This window comes from Longimicrobiaceae bacterium, from assembly GCA_035936415.1.
Classification (GTDB): domain Bacteria; phylum Gemmatimonadota; class Gemmatimonadetes; order Longimicrobiales; family Longimicrobiaceae; genus JAFAYN01.
The window spans coordinates 1-15,571 of the sequence record DASYWD010000351.1 but is presented as its reverse complement, the minus strand read 5'-3'; the positions used below and the strand labels follow the sequence as shown (position 1 = coordinate 15,571).

Here is a 15,571-nt window from a genome sequence, read left to right as displayed (position 1 = left end):
CACCGTCCCCGCACCGCCCCGGGGCGCGCCGACGCGCCCGCCTGCCCGCGAGAACGCGCGGAAGCCCATCCCGGCGATTCGGCAGCCCGGAGCCCAGCGCGATACGACGCCGACGGACCGCGCTCAGCCCGGCGCCCCCGCCGACAGTGCCGCGGCGGCCCCGCAGGAGCCGGACGCCGTTTTCGACGCGCTCCTCCGCCTGGAGGGGTACACGCCGGTGCAGTACCGCGGGAGGGACGCCGTCTTCCGCGCCGACTCCTCCGTGCTCGTGCTGCGCGGGGAGGCGGAGGTGGAGCGCGCCGGACAGAAGCTCACCGCGGACACGATCGTCTACCAGGACCGCAGCCGGGTGGCGCGCGCCTTCGGCAGCCCCAAGGTGAGCGGCGAGGGGCAGAACATCGCGGGCGACGTGCTGGTCTACGACCTGGACCGGCGGGTGGCGGTCGTGGAGGGCGGACGCACGCAGTACGCCTCCGGCGCCACCTGGTACGTGTACGGACAGCGGGTGGCCGCCGAGCAGCAGACCGACCGGATCTACGCCCAGGGGAGCACCTTCACCTCCGACGAGCGGGAGGAGCCGCAGTACCACTTCCGCGCCGGCAAGGTGATGGTGATGCGGGACCGGCTCCTGGTGGGGCGCCCGGCGGTGCTGTACTTCCGCAACGTGCCGGTGGCGTGGCTCCCCTTCATCGTGCAGGACATGGAGAAGGGGCGGCGGAGCGGGATCCTGACGCCGCGCTTCGGCATCAACGACGTGGTCCGCAACTCCTCGGGCTACCAGCGGCAGATCTCCAACGTCGGCTACTACTGGGCGATCAACCCGTACCTGGGCGCGCAGGTGTCGACCGAGTGGCGGAGCAACTCGTACACCTCGCTGACGGGGGCGCTCGACTTCAACTGGCGCCGCCGCTTCCTGAGCGGCAGCGCCAGCTGGCAGCAGTACTTCCCGGACGACGGGGCGAAGCAGCGCACCCTTTCCGGGCAGGGGAACTGGCGCCCCGACGAGCGCAGCACAGTCGCCTTTTCCGGGAGCTACGCGTCGTCGTCCGAGTACGTCCGGCGGCGGAGCGTCGACCCGCTGGAGGCCGTTCAGAACCTCAACTCCACCTTCTCGGTGGACCGCCGCTTCGACTGGGGCCAGGTGAACCTGGGCGCGCGGCGGAGCCAGTCGCTCGGAGACGGCCGGCTGGAGTGGACGTTCCCCAGCTTCGGGATCACGCCCAACACCGTCACCCTCTTCCGCTCGGCCTCGCCGGAGCAGGCGAGCTGGTACAACGACGTCACGGTCACCCTGGGGCTGACCGCATCGCAGACCGGGCTGCGCCTGCCGGGGGACACGCTCCGGGCGGTCGGCGCCTTCCGGGCGCTGGAGGACCGCCGCGGACAGGCCCAGCTCAACAACTCGGTGCGCGTCGGCAACCTGACGATGAACAACAACGCGTCGCTCAACCGGAACGCGCTGACGGGGCTTCTGCCGAGGCCGCTCCTCGCGAGGGTCCCGGGGATCGACACGGCCTCGTTCACGGACGACCAGGGCCGGTGGACCTCCGGCATCAGCTACCAGCAGGGCCTGATCGGCTCCACCTTCATCGCCCCGAGCCTGTCGCTCCGGCAGGAGTTCGTGCGGGACACCACCAGCGAGCGCTTCGGGGCGGACGGGTTCGTCGCCGGTCCGGTCCGGACCGATTTCGGCGCGACGCTGAACACGGACCTGTACGGCTTCTTCCCGGGATTCGCGGGGATGGAGCGGATCCGGCACCACGTGAAGCCGAACCTCACCTTCACCTACTCGCCGCGGGCCAGCACGACGGCCCTCCAGGACTCCGTGTTCGGGGTCGACTTCAGGGAGCCGCAGAACGTGCTCCGCCTGACGCTCGACCAGACCTTCGAGGCGAAGCTCCGCACCCCGTCGAGGCCGCAGGCGCGCGACACCGCATCGGACACGACCGCGGCTGCGGCTCCGGCGGCGCCGCTGGATGCGCGCAAGGTGACGCTGCTCGCGATCAACGCCTCGGCGCTGGAGTACGACTTCGCGCGAGCTTCACGGAAGAAGAACGGGTTCATCACCGACCAGGTGAGCGGGAGCATCCGCTCCGACTTCCTGCAGGGGATGACGGTGCAGTTCGGGGTGGACCTCTTCGAGGACCCGACACGGCAGGACTCGCTCAGCAGGGACCGGTTCGCCTTCGGCGCGTTCTCGCCGCAGATCTCCACGCTGAGCACCGGCTTCACGCTGGGGCAGAACTCGGCGCTCTTCCGCTGGCTCGGGTTCGGGAGGCTGCGGCCGGACGAGTCCATGACGCCGGAGCCGGGAATGGTGCCGACCGATTCGCTCCAGCCGCCGGGCACCCGGCCGGCCAGGACGACCTCCACGGCCAACCCGCAGCAGGTGGGGAGCGGGCCATGGTCCATGCAGGTCAACTACTCGTACAACCGCCCGCGGCAGACCTCCTTCGGCAGCTTCGGCGGGGGAGTGAACCAGATGCTGAACGGGACGCTCGCGTTCTCCCCGACGCAGAACTGGGCGGTGAACTGGGCTACCAGCTACAACATCACGGACGCGGAGTTCGGCAGCCATCAGCTCAGCCTGGTGCGCGACCTGCACCGCTGGCAGGCCAACTTCAGCTTCTACCGCACGCCGGTGGGGAACACGTCGTTCCAGTTCTCCGTGCACCTGAAGGACCTGCCGGACCTGAAGGTGGACTACAACGAGCGCAACATCGGGGCGGACCGCCGGCAGTAGCCGCCCGGCGCTCGGCCCTCTGGAGAAGAGCCGCCCCCCTCCGGGAGCGGCTCTTCTCGTTCCGGATCGCTCCGGGGGGTGAGCCCGTGTCTCACGGGAGCGACACCCCGTTCCCCTCGCGCGGACACCCATGGGGCCTCCGCTACGAGCCCGTTTCGGCGGGTTCCTGGTGTAAGCTGTTGGCGCGTAAGCGGTTGATCCGCGGGCGCATCCGGGGTGTCCTCCCGGAATGACAGTTGCCCTGCATACGCCCCGGAAGGTGCCGCTCCGGCACGCGCCCGCTCCGGACACCGAGGACCACTCCCATGCTCACACGTGCCCGATCTTCGCTCCTCCTCGCCGCCCTGGTCCTGGCCGGGTGCAACGAGAACGACCCGTTCATCCCCGGGGCCGGGGAGTTCCGGGGACCGCGCGACGTCAGCGCCACCTACGACTGGATCTTCGAGACGTTCAACCGCGACACCGGCCGCCCGCTCGGGCACCCGTCCGTGGTCGTGAAGTGGTCCCTCCCCGCAGACTGGAACCGGGACCCGTTTCGCGTCTACGCGCGCCGGGGCAGCCAGGGGAGCTTCTCGCTGGTGGGAACCACCACCTCGTGCGAGGGCGGGGAGTGCCGCTTCGTCGACACCAACGTGGTCGGCGGGACCCGGTACGAGTACTTCGTCTCCACGGTGGACCGGGGGAGCGGCGCGGAAGCCCCCTCCGACTTCCGGGTCGAGGTGAACGTGCCGGTGTTCGCTCCGCCGCCCGCGCCGCGCGCGGACAGCGTCTTCGCGCTGGACAACTCGCTCTGGCTCCGCTGGCGCTCCGGCGGCGCGGTGGAGAACTTCTGGAAGTACCAGGTCTGGCTGGTGTCCATCGACGGACAGCGCGTCGATCTCTACCAGGCAGGAGAGACCGACGCCACCGGGTTCCTGGACCTGCGGGCGCGCAACGGTTCCGTCTACGGCTACCGCATCGCGGCCGTGAACACCCAGGGGCAGGTGAGCGACCTGAGCCCGGTGATGACGGGCGTGCCCCGGCCGGACTTCCACTCGGAGCTGATCTACGCGTTCAGCGACAGCACCGCGCGAAGCGGCTTCCGCTTCGTGGCCGCCGACAGCCTGGACCCGATCGTGTCCGGGAGCTCGCCGCAGGCGCAGTGGCGGCTGGAGGTGGCGAACGGGCGCTGGCAGATCCGTCCGCTGGGTGACACCGAGGTGGTGAGCGCCGGTCGCACGACGGCTCTGGTCTGCGGCCCGGGGCGCGACCGGGAGTGCCGTGCGGCCTTCCAGGCGCCAGCGTCGGGGTACACGCGCAACCCGGTGGCGGTGGACCCGGAGTTCAGCTACGTCTTCCGGGTGCGGGGCGCCGACGGGCGCATCCACTACGGCGTGATCCGCGCCTCCATCCTGGGGAGCAGCGGGGGGAAGGCGCTGATGATCTTCGACTGGGCGTACCAGCTCCGCCCCGACGACCCGCGCCTCGACCGCCGGCCGGGCTGAGCTCCGCCCGAAGCACCGGACCCGCGGGCCGCCTCCTCCCGGAGACGGCCCGCCCGTTTTCCGGGATCACGTGTTGTTCGCTACAGAGCCTTCCGGTATCTTTTCTCGCCTTCAACGCGGAGCGAAAATGCACGGTACGGAGCGGATCGGGATCGACGGCGACACCCTCACCCTGGACATGGTCGAGCGGGTGGCGCGGCACGGCGCGCCCGTGGAGCTGACGGCGGATGCCGTGGAGCGTATGCGCCGATCCCGGGCGGTGGTGGAGCGCGCGGTCGCGGAGGGGCGGGTGGTGTACGGCCTCACCACCGGCTTCGGCCGCCTTTCCGAGGTGGCGATTCCGCTGGACCGCCTGGAGGAGCTGCAGATCAACCTGATCCGCAGCCACGCGGCCGGCGTCGGCGCGCCGCTCCCGCGCGAGGAGGCGCGCGCCGTCACGCTGCTGCGCGCCAATGTGCTGGCGAAGGGGTTCTCCGGGATCCGCCCCGAGGTAGTGGCGCTCCTCCTTGAGCTGCTGAACCGCGGCGTCACCCCGCTGATCCCTGAGCAGGGCTCGGTGGGCGCCTCCGGCGACCTCGCTCCGCTCTCGCACCTGGCGCTGGTGCTGGTGGGGGAGGGGTGGGCGGAGGTCGGGGGCGAGACCCTGCCGGGGGGGGAAGCGCTTCGCCGGGTGGGGCTGGAGCCGGTGCGGCTGCAGGCCAAGGAGGGGCTGGCGCTCAACAACGGCACGCAGTTCATGACCGGCCTCGGCGCGCTCGCGCTGGTCGCGGCCGAGCGCCTGGTGGAGGCCGCCGAGGTGATCGGCGCGGCGTCGCTGGAGGGACTGAAGGGGACGCCGGACGCCTTCCACCCCGCCATCCAGCGCGCCCGCCCGCACCCCGGCCAGGTCGCCAGCGCAGAGCGCCTGCGCGCCCTCCTGGCCGACAGCGAGATCCGCGAGTCGCACCGCTACGGCGACCCGCGGGTGCAGGACGCGTACTCTCTCCGCTGCATGCCGCAGGTGCACGGCGCCGCGCGGAACGCCCTGGCGTACGCCCGCACCGTCCTGGAGACGGAGGCCAACAGCGCCACCGACAACCCGCTGATCTTCCCCGACGAGGGCGAGGAGGGGCTGGTGATCAGCGGCGGCAACTTCCACGGGCAGCAGGTGGCACAGGTGCTGGACCTGCTCGCCATCGCCCTGGCGGACCTGGCGTCCATCTCGGAGCGGCGCATCGAGCGTCTGGTGAACCCGGACCTCTCCGGCCTCCCCGCCTTCCTGGTGGACGAGCCCGGTGTGCACTCCGGCTTCATGATGGCGCAGATCACCGCCGCCGCGCTGGTGAGCGAGAACAAGGTGCTCGCCCACCCCGCGAGCGTGGACTCGATCCCCACCGACGCCAACAAGGAGGACCACGTCTCCATGGGCCCCCACGCCGCCGTGAAAGCGCGGAAGGTGCTCCGGAACGCGGAGACGGTGCTGGGGATCGAGCTGATGTGCGCCATGCAGGCGCTGGAGTTCCTGAAGCCGCTGCGCCCCGGCCGCGGCGTGGAGCGCGCCTACCGGATCGTCCGCGAGCGCATCCCGGCACTCGACGGCGACAGGGTGCTGGCACCGGACATCGAGGCGGCCACGGCGATCGTGCGGGAAGGGAGGCTGGCGGAGATCTTCATCCACTCTGAACTACGAGACCGAGACCCATGACCCCCCCCCCCACCACCCCCGTCATCCGCGCGCCCCGCGGCACCGAGATCTCCTGCCGCGGGTGGCAGCAGGAAGCCGTCCTGCGGATGCTGATGAACAACCTGGATCCCGAGGTGGCCGAGAGGCCCGAGGACCTGGTCGTCTACGGCGGAACCGGGAGGGCGGCGCGCTCGTGGGAGGCGTTCGAGGCCATCGTGGAGACGCTGCGCACCCTCGCGGACGACGAGACGCTGATCGTGCAGTCCGGGAAGCCGGTGGCGGTTTTCCGTACGCACCGGCACTCGCCGCGGGTGCTGATCGCCAACAGCAACCTGGTGCCGCGCTGGGCGACCTGGGACGTCTTCCGCGAGCTGGAGCGCCAGGGGCTCATCATGTACGGCCAGATGACGGCCGGCTCCTGGATCTACATCGGGACGCAGGGGATCCTCCAGGGGACGTACGAGACCCTGGGCGCGGTGGCGCGGCAGCACTTCGGGGGGAGCCTGCGGGGGACGTGGACGCTGACCGGCGGGATGGGCGGGATGGGCGGCGCCCAGCCGCTGGCGGTAACCATGAACGGAGGCGCGGTGCTCTGCGTGGACGTGGACCCGCAGCGGATCCAGCGGCGGCTGGACAACCGGTACTGCGACCGGATGACGCACGACCTGGACGAGGCGCTCCGCTGGACGCTGGAGGCGCGCGAGCGGGGGGAGGCGCTCTCCGTGGGCCTGGTCGGCAACTGCGCGGAGGTGCTCCCGGAGCTGCTGCGTCGCGGCGCCATCCCCGACGCGCTCACGGACCAGACCAGCGCGCACGACGCCCTCAACGGGTACGTGCCGGCGGGGCTGTCGCTGGAGGCGGCGGCGGAGCTGCGCGAGCGCGACCCGCAGGAGTACGTGCGGCGCTCCATGGAGTCGATGCGGGTGCACTGCGAGGCGATGGTGGAGATGATGCGCCGCGGCGCCGTCACCTTCGACTACGGTAACAACATCCGCGGGCAGGCGAAGGACGCGGGATACGACGACGCCTTCGCGTTCCCCGGCTTCGTCCCGGCGTACGTCCGCCCGCTCTTCTGCGAGGGGAAGGGCCCCTTCCGCTGGGTGGCGCTCTCCGGCGACCCCGCCGACATCCACCGCACCGACGACCTGGTGCTGGAGCTCTTCCCGGAAGACGAGCACCTGCGCCGCTGGATCACCCAGGCGCGGGAAAAGGTCGCCTTCCAGGGGCTCCCGGCGCGGATCTGCTGGCTGGGGCAGGGGGAGCGCGCGAGGTTCGGGGTGGCGCTCAACGACGTGGTGGCGAGCGGGGAGCTGAAGGCGCCCATCGTCATCGGGCGCGACCACCTGGACACCGGCTCCGTGGCCTCGCCCTTCCGCGAGACGGAGTCGATGAAGGACGGGAGCGACGCCATCGCCGACTGGGCCATCCTGAACGCCATGGTCAACGTGGCGAGCGGCGCGTCCTGGGTCTCCTTCCACCACGGCGGCGGGGTGGGGATCGGCAACTCGCTGCACGCGGGGCAGGTGATCGTGGCCGACGGCACGCCGGAGATGCGCGAGCGGCTGGAGCGCGTCCTCACCAACGACCCGGGGATGGGCGTGGCCCGCCACGCGGACGCCGGGTACGAGGAGGCGGTCGCCACCGCGCGCGAGAAGGGCGTCCGCATCCCCATGCTGGAGCGGGGCTTCGGCGGGTAGCGGGGCTCCCGGGCTCCGGGCCGAGGGGTCGCCGTGATCCGCATCCGCTGCCGCTGCGGCGAGGTCTTCCACGCGGAGGAGCAGCACGTCGGGCGCGTGCTGCACTGCCGCTGCGGTCGGGAGATCCCGGTCCGCATGCCCCCTCCGCGCCCGGAGCCGCCCGCGGCTCCGCGGTCCGCTGCGTGGGAGGGGCGGCTGCGGCGGCTCGGTGAGCGGGCGTCGGCCGGGCTCGCCGGGGCCTTCCGCGCGCCGGCGGGGCCCCTCGGGTGGCTCGTGTGGGCGGCGTGGGGCTACCTCGCGGCGGTCGTCCTCCTCTGGGCCGTCCTCTGGACGCTCGGCGACCGCTGGTGGCCCGCGACCGTGTACCTCTTCGGGCCGCGCTGGGTCGTCCTTCTCCCGCTGGTCCTCCTCGTCCCCGCGGCCGCGGTCTTCCGCCGCGCTCTCCTCCTCCCCCTGCTCGCCGCCGCCCTGGTGATGGTGTTCCCGGTCATGGGGATGCGGACGGGGTGGCGGTCCTGGGGCGCCGCGGAGCCGACGGGGCAGACCCTCCGCGTGGTGAGCGCCAACCTGGCCGGAGATCCCTGGGCGGCGGAGCGGCTCATCGGGCTGGTGGGCGAGTGGCGCGCCGACGTGGTCGCCGCGCAGGAGTGCAGCGAAAAGGTGGCCGAAGCCTTCGGGCGCGTGCCGGGGTGGGAGCACCGGCGCGACGGGCAGCTCTGCCTCTTCAGCCGGCACCCTGTGCGCGCCGTGGAGGTGATGGACCGGAGCCGCTTCGAGGGGGTGCGCGAGGCGGGGATCGGCGGGACGAGCGCGGCGGCCCGGTATACGATCGAGGTCGCCGGCAGGCCCGTGGAGCTGGTCAACGTGCACCTGGAGACGCCGCGGCGGGGCCTCAGCGGGCTCTTCCGGAACGACGCGGGCCGGATGGGCCCGAACACCCTTTCCCGGCAGATCGAGTCCAACCAGGTGGCGCGGTGGGCCGCGCAGCGGGGTGCGCAGATCGTCGCGGGCGACTTCAACATGCCGGTGGAGAGCCGCATCTACCGCGAGTCGTGGGGCGGCTACCGCAACGCCTTCTCGCACGCGGGGCGGGGGCTCGGCTTCACGCGCGACAACGGGTGGATCCGGGTGCGGATCGACCACGTGCTCGCCGGCCCCGGCTGGCGGGTGGACCTGGCCTTCGTGGGCCCGGACGTCGGGTCGGACCACTGGCCGGTCGTGGCGGACCTCACCTGGACCGGGGGCAGGTGACCTGATTCGCGGGTCGCCATCCGCACCGCCCGTCCCTGCGCACGCGCCCCCGGTCCCACCGCCGTCGCTCCCCGTCACGCGGGCATGTCCCCGCGTACCGCCCGCTGATACTCTTCACGGGCCTGAAACCACCCGGTCCCCGCCGACGTAGGCGGGGTATCGGCCGGGCCCACCGCCCGGGAACCCGGGTCCGAAGCCCAGGTACCATCGCGGGCACGGCACCGCCCTCCTCTCCCACCCCGTCCTCCGGAACCATGCAGCTCGTCATCTCGCACCTCTCGAAGACGTACCCCAACGGGGTGCGCGCCCTGGACGACGTGTCCCTCACCATCCCGCAGGGGATGTTCGGCCTGCTCGGGCCCAACGGGGCGGGGAAGTCCACCCTGATGCGCACCCTGGCGACGCTCCAGGAGGCCGACTCCGGGTCGGCGGCGCTGGGGAGCATCGACGTCCTCCGGCAGAAGGACGAGGTGCGGCGGACGCTCGGGTACCTCCCCCAGGAGTTCGGGGTCTACCCCAAGGTCTCCGCCGAGGACCTGCTGGACCACTTCGCCGTCCTCAAGGGGATCACCGCCCGCCGCGAGCGGAAGGAGACGGTGAAGGCGCTGCTGGAGCAGACCAACCTGTACGACGTGCGTAAGAAGAAGCTCGGCGGCTTCTCCGGGGGGATGCGGCAGCGCTTCGGGATCGCGGTGGCGCTCCTCGGGAACCCGAAGCTGATCATCGTGGACGAGCCTACGGCGGGGCTGGACCCGGCGGAGCGGGTGCGCTTCCTCAACCTGCTCAGCGAGCTGGGGGAGAACGCGGTGGTGATCCTCTCCACGCACATCGTGGAGGACGTGAGCGAGCTGTGCCGGCGGATGGCGATCATCAACCGGGGGCGGATCCTCCTGGAGACGGAGCCGCTCGCCGCGATCGACGCGCTGCAGGGACGGGTCTGGAAGCGGATCGTGGAGAAGGACGAGCTCCCGGCGTACGAGGCGGCGCACCGGGTGATCTCCACCCGCCTCCTGGCGGGGCGCACGCTGATCCACGTGCACTCCGCGGAGCGCCCGGACCCGTCGTTCGACCCGGTGGACCCGACCCTGGAGGACGTCTACTTCACCGCCATGGCCGGGCTCCACACCGGCGAGGCCTCGCTCTCGGGCGCCGAGGCGGCCTCGTGAGCGGGCCGTTCCTGGAGACCGTCCGGTTCGAGCTGGGCTACTACCTGCGGCGGATCTCGACCTGGGTGTACTTCGGGATCTTCTTCGGCATCGCCCTCCTGCTGGTGCTCGCGGCCGGGGGGACGTGGGACAGCGTGGGCGTCTCCTTCGGGGGGAGCGGCGGGAACATCAAGGTGAACTCGCCCTACGTCCTGCTGCAGATCACCGGGGCGCTGTCGCTCTTCGGCGTCATCGTGACGGCCGCGCTGCTGGGGAACGCGGTCTACCGCGACTACGAGGCGGTCATCCACCCGCTCTTCTTCACCGCGCCCATCACCCGCTTCTCGTACCTGGGCGGGCGCTTCGTGGGGGCGCTGACGGTGAACGCGGTGGTGATGCTGAGCATCCCGCTGGGGCTGATGCTGGGGAGCGTGCTCCCCTGGACCGACCGGGCGCGCTTCGGCGCGTTCCAGGCCGAGTACTTCCTCCACCCGTACCTGGTGGTGGTGCTCCCCACGCTGCTGCTCACGGGGGCCGTGTTCTTCGCGCTCGCGGCCTTCACCCGGCAGATGCTCCCTAACTACATCGGGGGGGTGGTGCTGGTGTTCGGGTACCTGCTGGCGGGCAGCCTGATGCAGGACCTGGAGAACGAGCGGATCGCCGCCTGGCTGGACCCCTTCGGCAGCTACGCCGTCGACCTGGCCACCAAGTACTGGAGCCCGGCGCAGCGCAACGAGCTGCTGCTTCCGCTGGAGGGGATCTTCCTCTGGAACCGGCTCATCTGGGTGGCTGTGGGGCTGGCCGTGTTCGCGGCGGTGTACGCGCGCTTCCGCTTCACGCACGTGGCCGCGGAGCGCACGTCGCGGAAGCAGGCGGTCGCGCGCGACGAGACGGCCGGCGCGGCGTACGCGGCGCCCCGGCGGCTCGCCCTCCCGGAGCCCCGGCGCGACTTCGGCGCCGGCGCGCAGGTGCGGCAGTACGCGACCATCGCGCGGCAGTCGTTCTGGAGCATCGTGGGGAACCGCTACTTCTACGCCATCCTGGCGGCGGCGCTCCTCTTCGTGGCGTTCGGCGCGCAGCAGGTGGGCTCGCTGTACGGGACCACCACCTGGCCGGTGACGTACCAGGTGCTGCAGGTGCTCAGCGGCACCTTCACGCTGTTCCTGCTCATCATCATCAGCTTCTACGCCGGCGAGATGGTGTGGCAGGAGCGCGACGTGCGGATGAACCAGGTGCAGGACGCGACACCGGTCCCCACCTGGGTGCCCTTCGCCGGGAAGCTGACGGCGCTCGCGCTCGTGGTCACCGTGCTGCAGGGGGTGGTCCTGGTCGCCGGGATCGCGACGCAGGCGGCGAAGGGATACTACAACTTCGAGCTCGGGCTGTACGTCCGGATGCTCTTCGGGACGCAGCTGATCAGCCTGCTCCTCCTCACCGTGTTCGTGATGCTGGTGCACGTGCTGGTGAACCACAAGTACATGGGGCACCTGCTGGTGATCCTGTACGTGGTGTTCAGCGGGCTGATGCCGCAGTTCGGGCTGGAGCACAACCTCTACCAGTACAACTCCGGCTCGACGGGGGCGTACTCGGACATGAACACCTTCGGGCCCTTCATGGAGCCCTTCGCCTGGTTCAAGGCGTACTGGGCGGCGTGGGCGGCCCTCCTGGCCGTGCTCACCAACCTGTTCTGGGTGCGCGGCCAGGAGACGCGCATGGTGTGGCGGGCGCGCCTGGCCCGTCTCCGCTTCCGCCGGCCGGCGCTCGCCGCGGCGCTGGTGGCGGGCGTGCTGGTGGTGGGGCTCGGCGGCTTCATCTTTTACAACACCAACGTCGTCAACGAATTCCGCACCACCCGCTCCGCGCAGGAGGCGCGGGCGGAGTACGAGAAGCTGTACAAGCGCTTCGAGGGGGCGCCGCAGCCGCGGGTGGTGGGCGTGCGGGTGTGGACCGACATCTTCCCCGAGGAGGCGAGGGCCCGCGTGCGCGGGGAGTACCGCCTGCGGAACAAGACCACCACGCCCATCGACTCCCTGCACCTGATGGTGCCGCGCGAGGTGGAGATCCGGGAGATGCAGCTCGACCGGCCCGCCACGCGCGTCCTGGCCGACCGGGAGCACTCCTACTACGTCTACCGGCTCGCTACGCCGCTGCAGCCCGGCGACTCGCTCCGGCTCCGGTTCGACGTGGCGCTCGGCACCCGCGGGTTCGAGAACGAGGTGTCCAACACGCAGGTGGTGGAGAACGGCACCTTCTTCAACAGCGCGCTCCTCCCCAGCATCGGCTACGCGGAGGGCGCGGAGCTGGGCGACGACGACACCCGGCGCAAGTTCGGGCTGGCGCCCAAGCCGCGCATGGCGCCGGTGAACGACTCCGCCGCCAGGATGAACACCTACATCTCGCGCGACGCGGACTGGATCGACTTCGAGGCCACGGTCAGCACCAGCCCGGACCAGATCGCCCTCGCGCCGGGGTACCTGCAGCGCGAGTGGACGGAGGGCGGGCGGCGCTACTTCCACTACCGGATGGACTCACCGATCCTGAACTTCTACTCGTTCCTCTCCGCGCGGTACGTGGTGGAGCGCGACGCCTGGCGGGCGCCGGACGGGCGCGAGGTCGCCATCGAGGTGTACCACCACCCCGGCCACGAGTACAACGTGGAGCGGATGATCTACGCGGTGAAGAAGTCGCTCGACTACTTCACCCGGGAGTTCGGCCCGTACCAGCACCGGCAGGTGCGGATCCTGGAGTTCCCGCGCTACGCCTCGTTCGCGCAGTCGTTCCCCAACACCATCCCCTACTCGGAGGGGATCGGCTTCATCGCGCGCCTGGACGACGAGGAGGCGGTGGACTACCCCTTCTACGTCACCGCGCACGAGGTGGCCCACCAGTGGTGGGCGCACCAGGTGATCGGGGGCGACGTACAGGGCTCCACCCTGCTCTCGGAGACGCTTTCGCAGTACTCCGCGATGATGGTCATGGAGAAGGAGTACGGGCGCGAGCAGATGCGGAAGTTCCTGAAGTACGAGATGAACGAGTACTTCTCCGGGCGGAGCGTGGAGCGCAAGAAGGAGATGCCGCTCCTCCTGGTGGAGAACCAGCAGTACATCCACTACAACAAGGGCTCCGTGGCGATGTACGCGCTGCGGGACTACATCGGCGAGGACCGGCTGAACGCGGCCATCTCGAAGTTCCTGGAGGCCAAGCGCTTCCAGGAGCCGCCGTACACGAACTCGCTCGAGTTCTACGCCTACCTGCGGGAGGCCACGCCCGACTCGCTGCACTACGTGCTGACGGACCTGTTCGAGACCATCACCATGTACGGCAACCGTGCGCGGTCGGCGTCGTCCAGGCGTCTCCCGGACGGGCGCTACGAGGTGGTGCTGGAGGTGGAGGGGGCCAAGGTCCGCGCCGACAGCCTGGGGAACGAGAGCCCGGTGCGGATGAACGACCTGGTGGACATCGGCGTCTTCGCCGCGGCGCCCAAGGGGAAGTCGAAGGAGGCGGGGCCGGCCCTCTACATGCGGAAGCACCGGGTCGCGTCCGGGCCGCAGCGGATCCGGGTGGTGGTGGACCGGGAGCCCGCTGCCGCGGGGATCGATCCCCACCACAAGCTGCTCGACAAGCACGCCGACGACAACACGGTGGCGGTGAAGGCCGCGGCGGGTGGAGGGCGCAGCCCCGCCGGGGGGAGCTGAATCGCGCGGTCGGAGCGGGAGAGGGTTGACCTGTATATGTCAGAAACATACATTGATGGAGCCGATGGAGCGGCTCGCGTCCTGTGAGGGGTTCGAATGGGACGCGGGGAACGGCGAGAAGAACTGGAACAAGCACGGGGTGTCCACCGCCGAGTGCGAGGAAGTCTCTTCAACCAGCCGCTGGTGGTCGCGGAGGACGTGGCACACTCGCAGCAGGAGGACAGGTTCTACGCGCTGGGCCACGCGGACGGGGGGCGTATGCTCTTCGTGGTGTTCACCCTCCGGGGCGCGCTGATCCGGGTGATCTCCGCGCGAGACATGAGCCGCAAGGAGAGAAAGGTCTACGGCAGCCTATGAGCGAAAAGGTCCCCCGTTTCGGGAGCGAGGACGAGGAGCGCGAGTTCTGGGCGGAGCACGACTCCGTGGAGTACGTGGACTGGAGCCGCGCCCGGAAGACGGTGCTTCCCAACCTGAAGCCGTCCACCCGCACCATCTCCCTGCGGCTCCCGGAGATGATGCTCGACGAGCTGAAGCTCCTGGCGAACCGCAGGGACGTGCCGTACCAGTCGCTGATCAAGGTGTTCCTGGCGGAACGGATCGAGCGGGAGCTGCGCGGCTTCCGCGAACGCTCCCCCGGCGGGCTCCGGGTGCTGCGGGAGCGGCGGCGGCCGGACGACGCGGCGGAATGACGAGAGGGGCTCCCGGCGCGGCCGGGAGCCCCTCTTCGCGTCGTCGGGCGGGATGGCCGCCTACTTCCGGTGGACCACCCGCCCGCCGACCACGGTCAGCTCCGGCGCCGCCCGCAGGATCTCCTCCTCCGGGACGGTGAGCAGGTCGCGGTCCCACACCACCAGGTCCGCCAGCATCCCGGGGCGCAGCGTCCCCTTGCGCTCCTCCTCCCACTCCCCATACGCGGAGGCGGCCGTGTACAGGCGGATCGCCTCCTCGCGCGTGAGGCGCTGCTCCGGGAGCCACCCGCCCGGCGGGGTGCCCGGCTCCTCGCGGCTCTGGCGCGTCACCGCGGAGTAGATCCCCTCCACCGGGGCCATGGGCTCCACGGCGAAGTCCGTCCCGAAGATCACCGTCGCGCCCGCGTCCAGCAGGGAGCGCCAGACGTACGCGCCCTCGGTCGCCCGCTCGCCGCCGATGCGCGTCTCCACCCAGCGCATGTCGCTGGTGGCGTGCGTCGGCTGCATGGAGGCGATCACCCCCAGCCGGGCGAAGCGCGGGATGTCGGCCCGGTCGAGGATCTGCGCGTGCTCGATCCGGTGCCGCCGCGCGCGCGTGCCGTTCACGCGCGCCGCCCGCTCGAAGGCGTCCAGCGCCTGCCGGTTGGCGGCGTCGCCGATGGCGTGCAGGATCACCTGGAGCCCGGCGGCGTCCGCGGCGGTCACCAGCGAGTCGAGCTGCGCGTCGGTGTACTGCGCCAGCCCGCGGTGCGAGTGGTCGTCCGCGAACGGCTCCAGCATGTACGAGGTCCGCGAGCCGAGCGTCCCGTCCGTGTACCCCTTGAGCATCCCCATCCGCAGCCACTCGTCGCCGAACCCGGCCGTGATCCCCAGCTCGCGGAAGGCGCGGATCGTCTCGCGCTCGAGCGGGTGCCAGGCGTAGACGCGCACGGTCAGGGAGTCGTCCTCCAGCAGCTCGCTGTAGACCCGCACGTCGGTGGGGGTGGCGCTGGTCTGGATGCTGGTGACGCCGGTTCGCGCCGCCAGCTCCAGCGCCGCACGCACCCCCCGCTTCACCTGGGCCGGGGAGGGGGCGGGAATTCGGCGGGAGACCAGCCCCATGGCGGACTCCTTGAGGATCCCGGTGGCCTCGCCGGTGCGCGGGTCGCGCGCGATCTCGCCGCCCTGCGGCGCGCGGGTGCGCGGCCCGATCCCCGCCGCGTCC

10 protein-coding genes are annotated in these 15,571 nt (G+C 71.2%); 9 read left to right on the top strand and 1 reads right to left on the bottom strand.

The window, feature by feature from the left end:
• From VGR37_14225 to VGR37_14185, 9 genes are all read left to right on the top strand, one after another.
• Positions 1-2,743 (top strand): putative LPS assembly protein LptD (locus tag VGR37_14225; GenBank protein ID HEV2148556.1); only part of this gene is annotated, 2,743 nt, incomplete at its 5' end.
• 305 nt (positions 2,744-3,048) lie between these two features.
• Positions 3,049-4,227, top strand: a complete 1,179-nt coding sequence (locus VGR37_14220; protein ID HEV2148555.1) for a hypothetical protein — start codon at positions 3,049-3,051, stop codon at positions 4,225-4,227.
• 127 nt (positions 4,228-4,354) lie between these two features.
• Positions 4,355-5,911, top strand: coding sequence for a histidine ammonia-lyase (gene hutH, locus VGR37_14215; GenBank protein ID HEV2148554.1), 1,557 nt, complete (start codon positions 4,355-4,357; stop codon positions 5,909-5,911).
• Positions 5,908-7,587 (top strand): urocanate hydratase, encoded by a 1,680-nt coding sequence (gene hutU, locus VGR37_14210; protein HEV2148553.1) that lies wholly within the window; start codon positions 5,908-5,910, stop codon positions 7,585-7,587. The genes hutH and hutU overlap by 4 nt, the downstream gene beginning before the upstream one ends.
• Before the next feature lie 33 nt (positions 7,588-7,620).
• Positions 7,621-8,838 carry an endonuclease/exonuclease/phosphatase family protein gene (locus tag VGR37_14205; GenBank protein ID HEV2148552.1) on the top strand — a complete coding sequence of 406 codons (1,218 nt, stop codon included), beginning with the start codon at positions 7,621-7,623 and terminating at the stop codon, positions 8,836-8,838.
• 254 nt (positions 8,839-9,092) lie between these two features.
• The gene (locus tag VGR37_14200) at positions 9,093-10,004 is read left to right on the top strand and encodes an ABC transporter ATP-binding protein (protein HEV2148551.1); all 912 of its coding nucleotides are present in this window, start codon (positions 9,093-9,095) and stop codon (positions 10,002-10,004) included.
• Complete coding sequence (locus VGR37_14195) at positions 10,001-13,678, top strand: M1 family aminopeptidase (GenBank protein ID HEV2148550.1); 3,678 nt, start codon at positions 10,001-10,003, stop codon at positions 13,676-13,678. The genes VGR37_14200 and VGR37_14195 overlap by 4 nt, the downstream gene beginning before the upstream one ends.
• 96 nt (positions 13,679-13,774) lie before the next feature.
• Entirely contained in the window at positions 13,775-14,035 is a 261-nt protein-coding gene (locus VGR37_14190) for a BrnT family toxin (protein ID HEV2148549.1), read from the top strand.
• Entirely contained in the window at positions 14,032-14,367 is a 336-nt protein-coding gene (locus tag VGR37_14185) for a BrnA antitoxin family protein (protein HEV2148548.1), read from the top strand. Before VGR37_14190 ends, VGR37_14185 begins: the two co-directional genes overlap by 4 nt.
• Before the next feature lie 60 nt (positions 14,368-14,427).
• On the opposite strand, the gene VGR37_14180 is transcribed toward VGR37_14185, so the two are convergent.
• On the bottom strand, positions 14,428-15,571 hold a 1,144-nt coding region (locus tag VGR37_14180; GenBank protein ID HEV2148547.1), incomplete at its 5' end, for an amidohydrolase.

What these genes read in the sequence shown, in the direction of transcription:
- VGR37_14220 (HEV2148555.1), top strand. Translation starts at nt 3,049, where the DNA reads ATGCTCACACGTGCCCGATCTTCGCTCCTCCTCGCCGCCCTGGTCCTG.
- hutH (HEV2148554.1), top strand. Translation starts at nt 4,355, where the DNA reads ATGCACGGTACGGAGCGGATCGGGATCGACGGCGACACCCTCACCCTG.
- hutU (HEV2148553.1), top strand. Translation starts at nt 5,908, where the DNA reads ATGACCCCCCCCCCCACCACCCCCGTCATCCGCGCGCCCCGCGGCACC.
- VGR37_14200 (HEV2148551.1), top strand. Translation starts at nt 9,093, where the DNA reads ATGCAGCTCGTCATCTCGCACCTCTCGAAGACGTACCCCAACGGGGTG.
- VGR37_14190 (HEV2148549.1), top strand. Translation starts at nt 13,775, where the DNA reads ATGGGACGCGGGGAACGGCGAGAAGAACTGGAACAAGCACGGGGTGTC.
- VGR37_14185 (HEV2148548.1), top strand. Translation starts at nt 14,032, where the DNA reads ATGAGCGAAAAGGTCCCCCGTTTCGGGAGCGAGGACGAGGAGCGCGAG.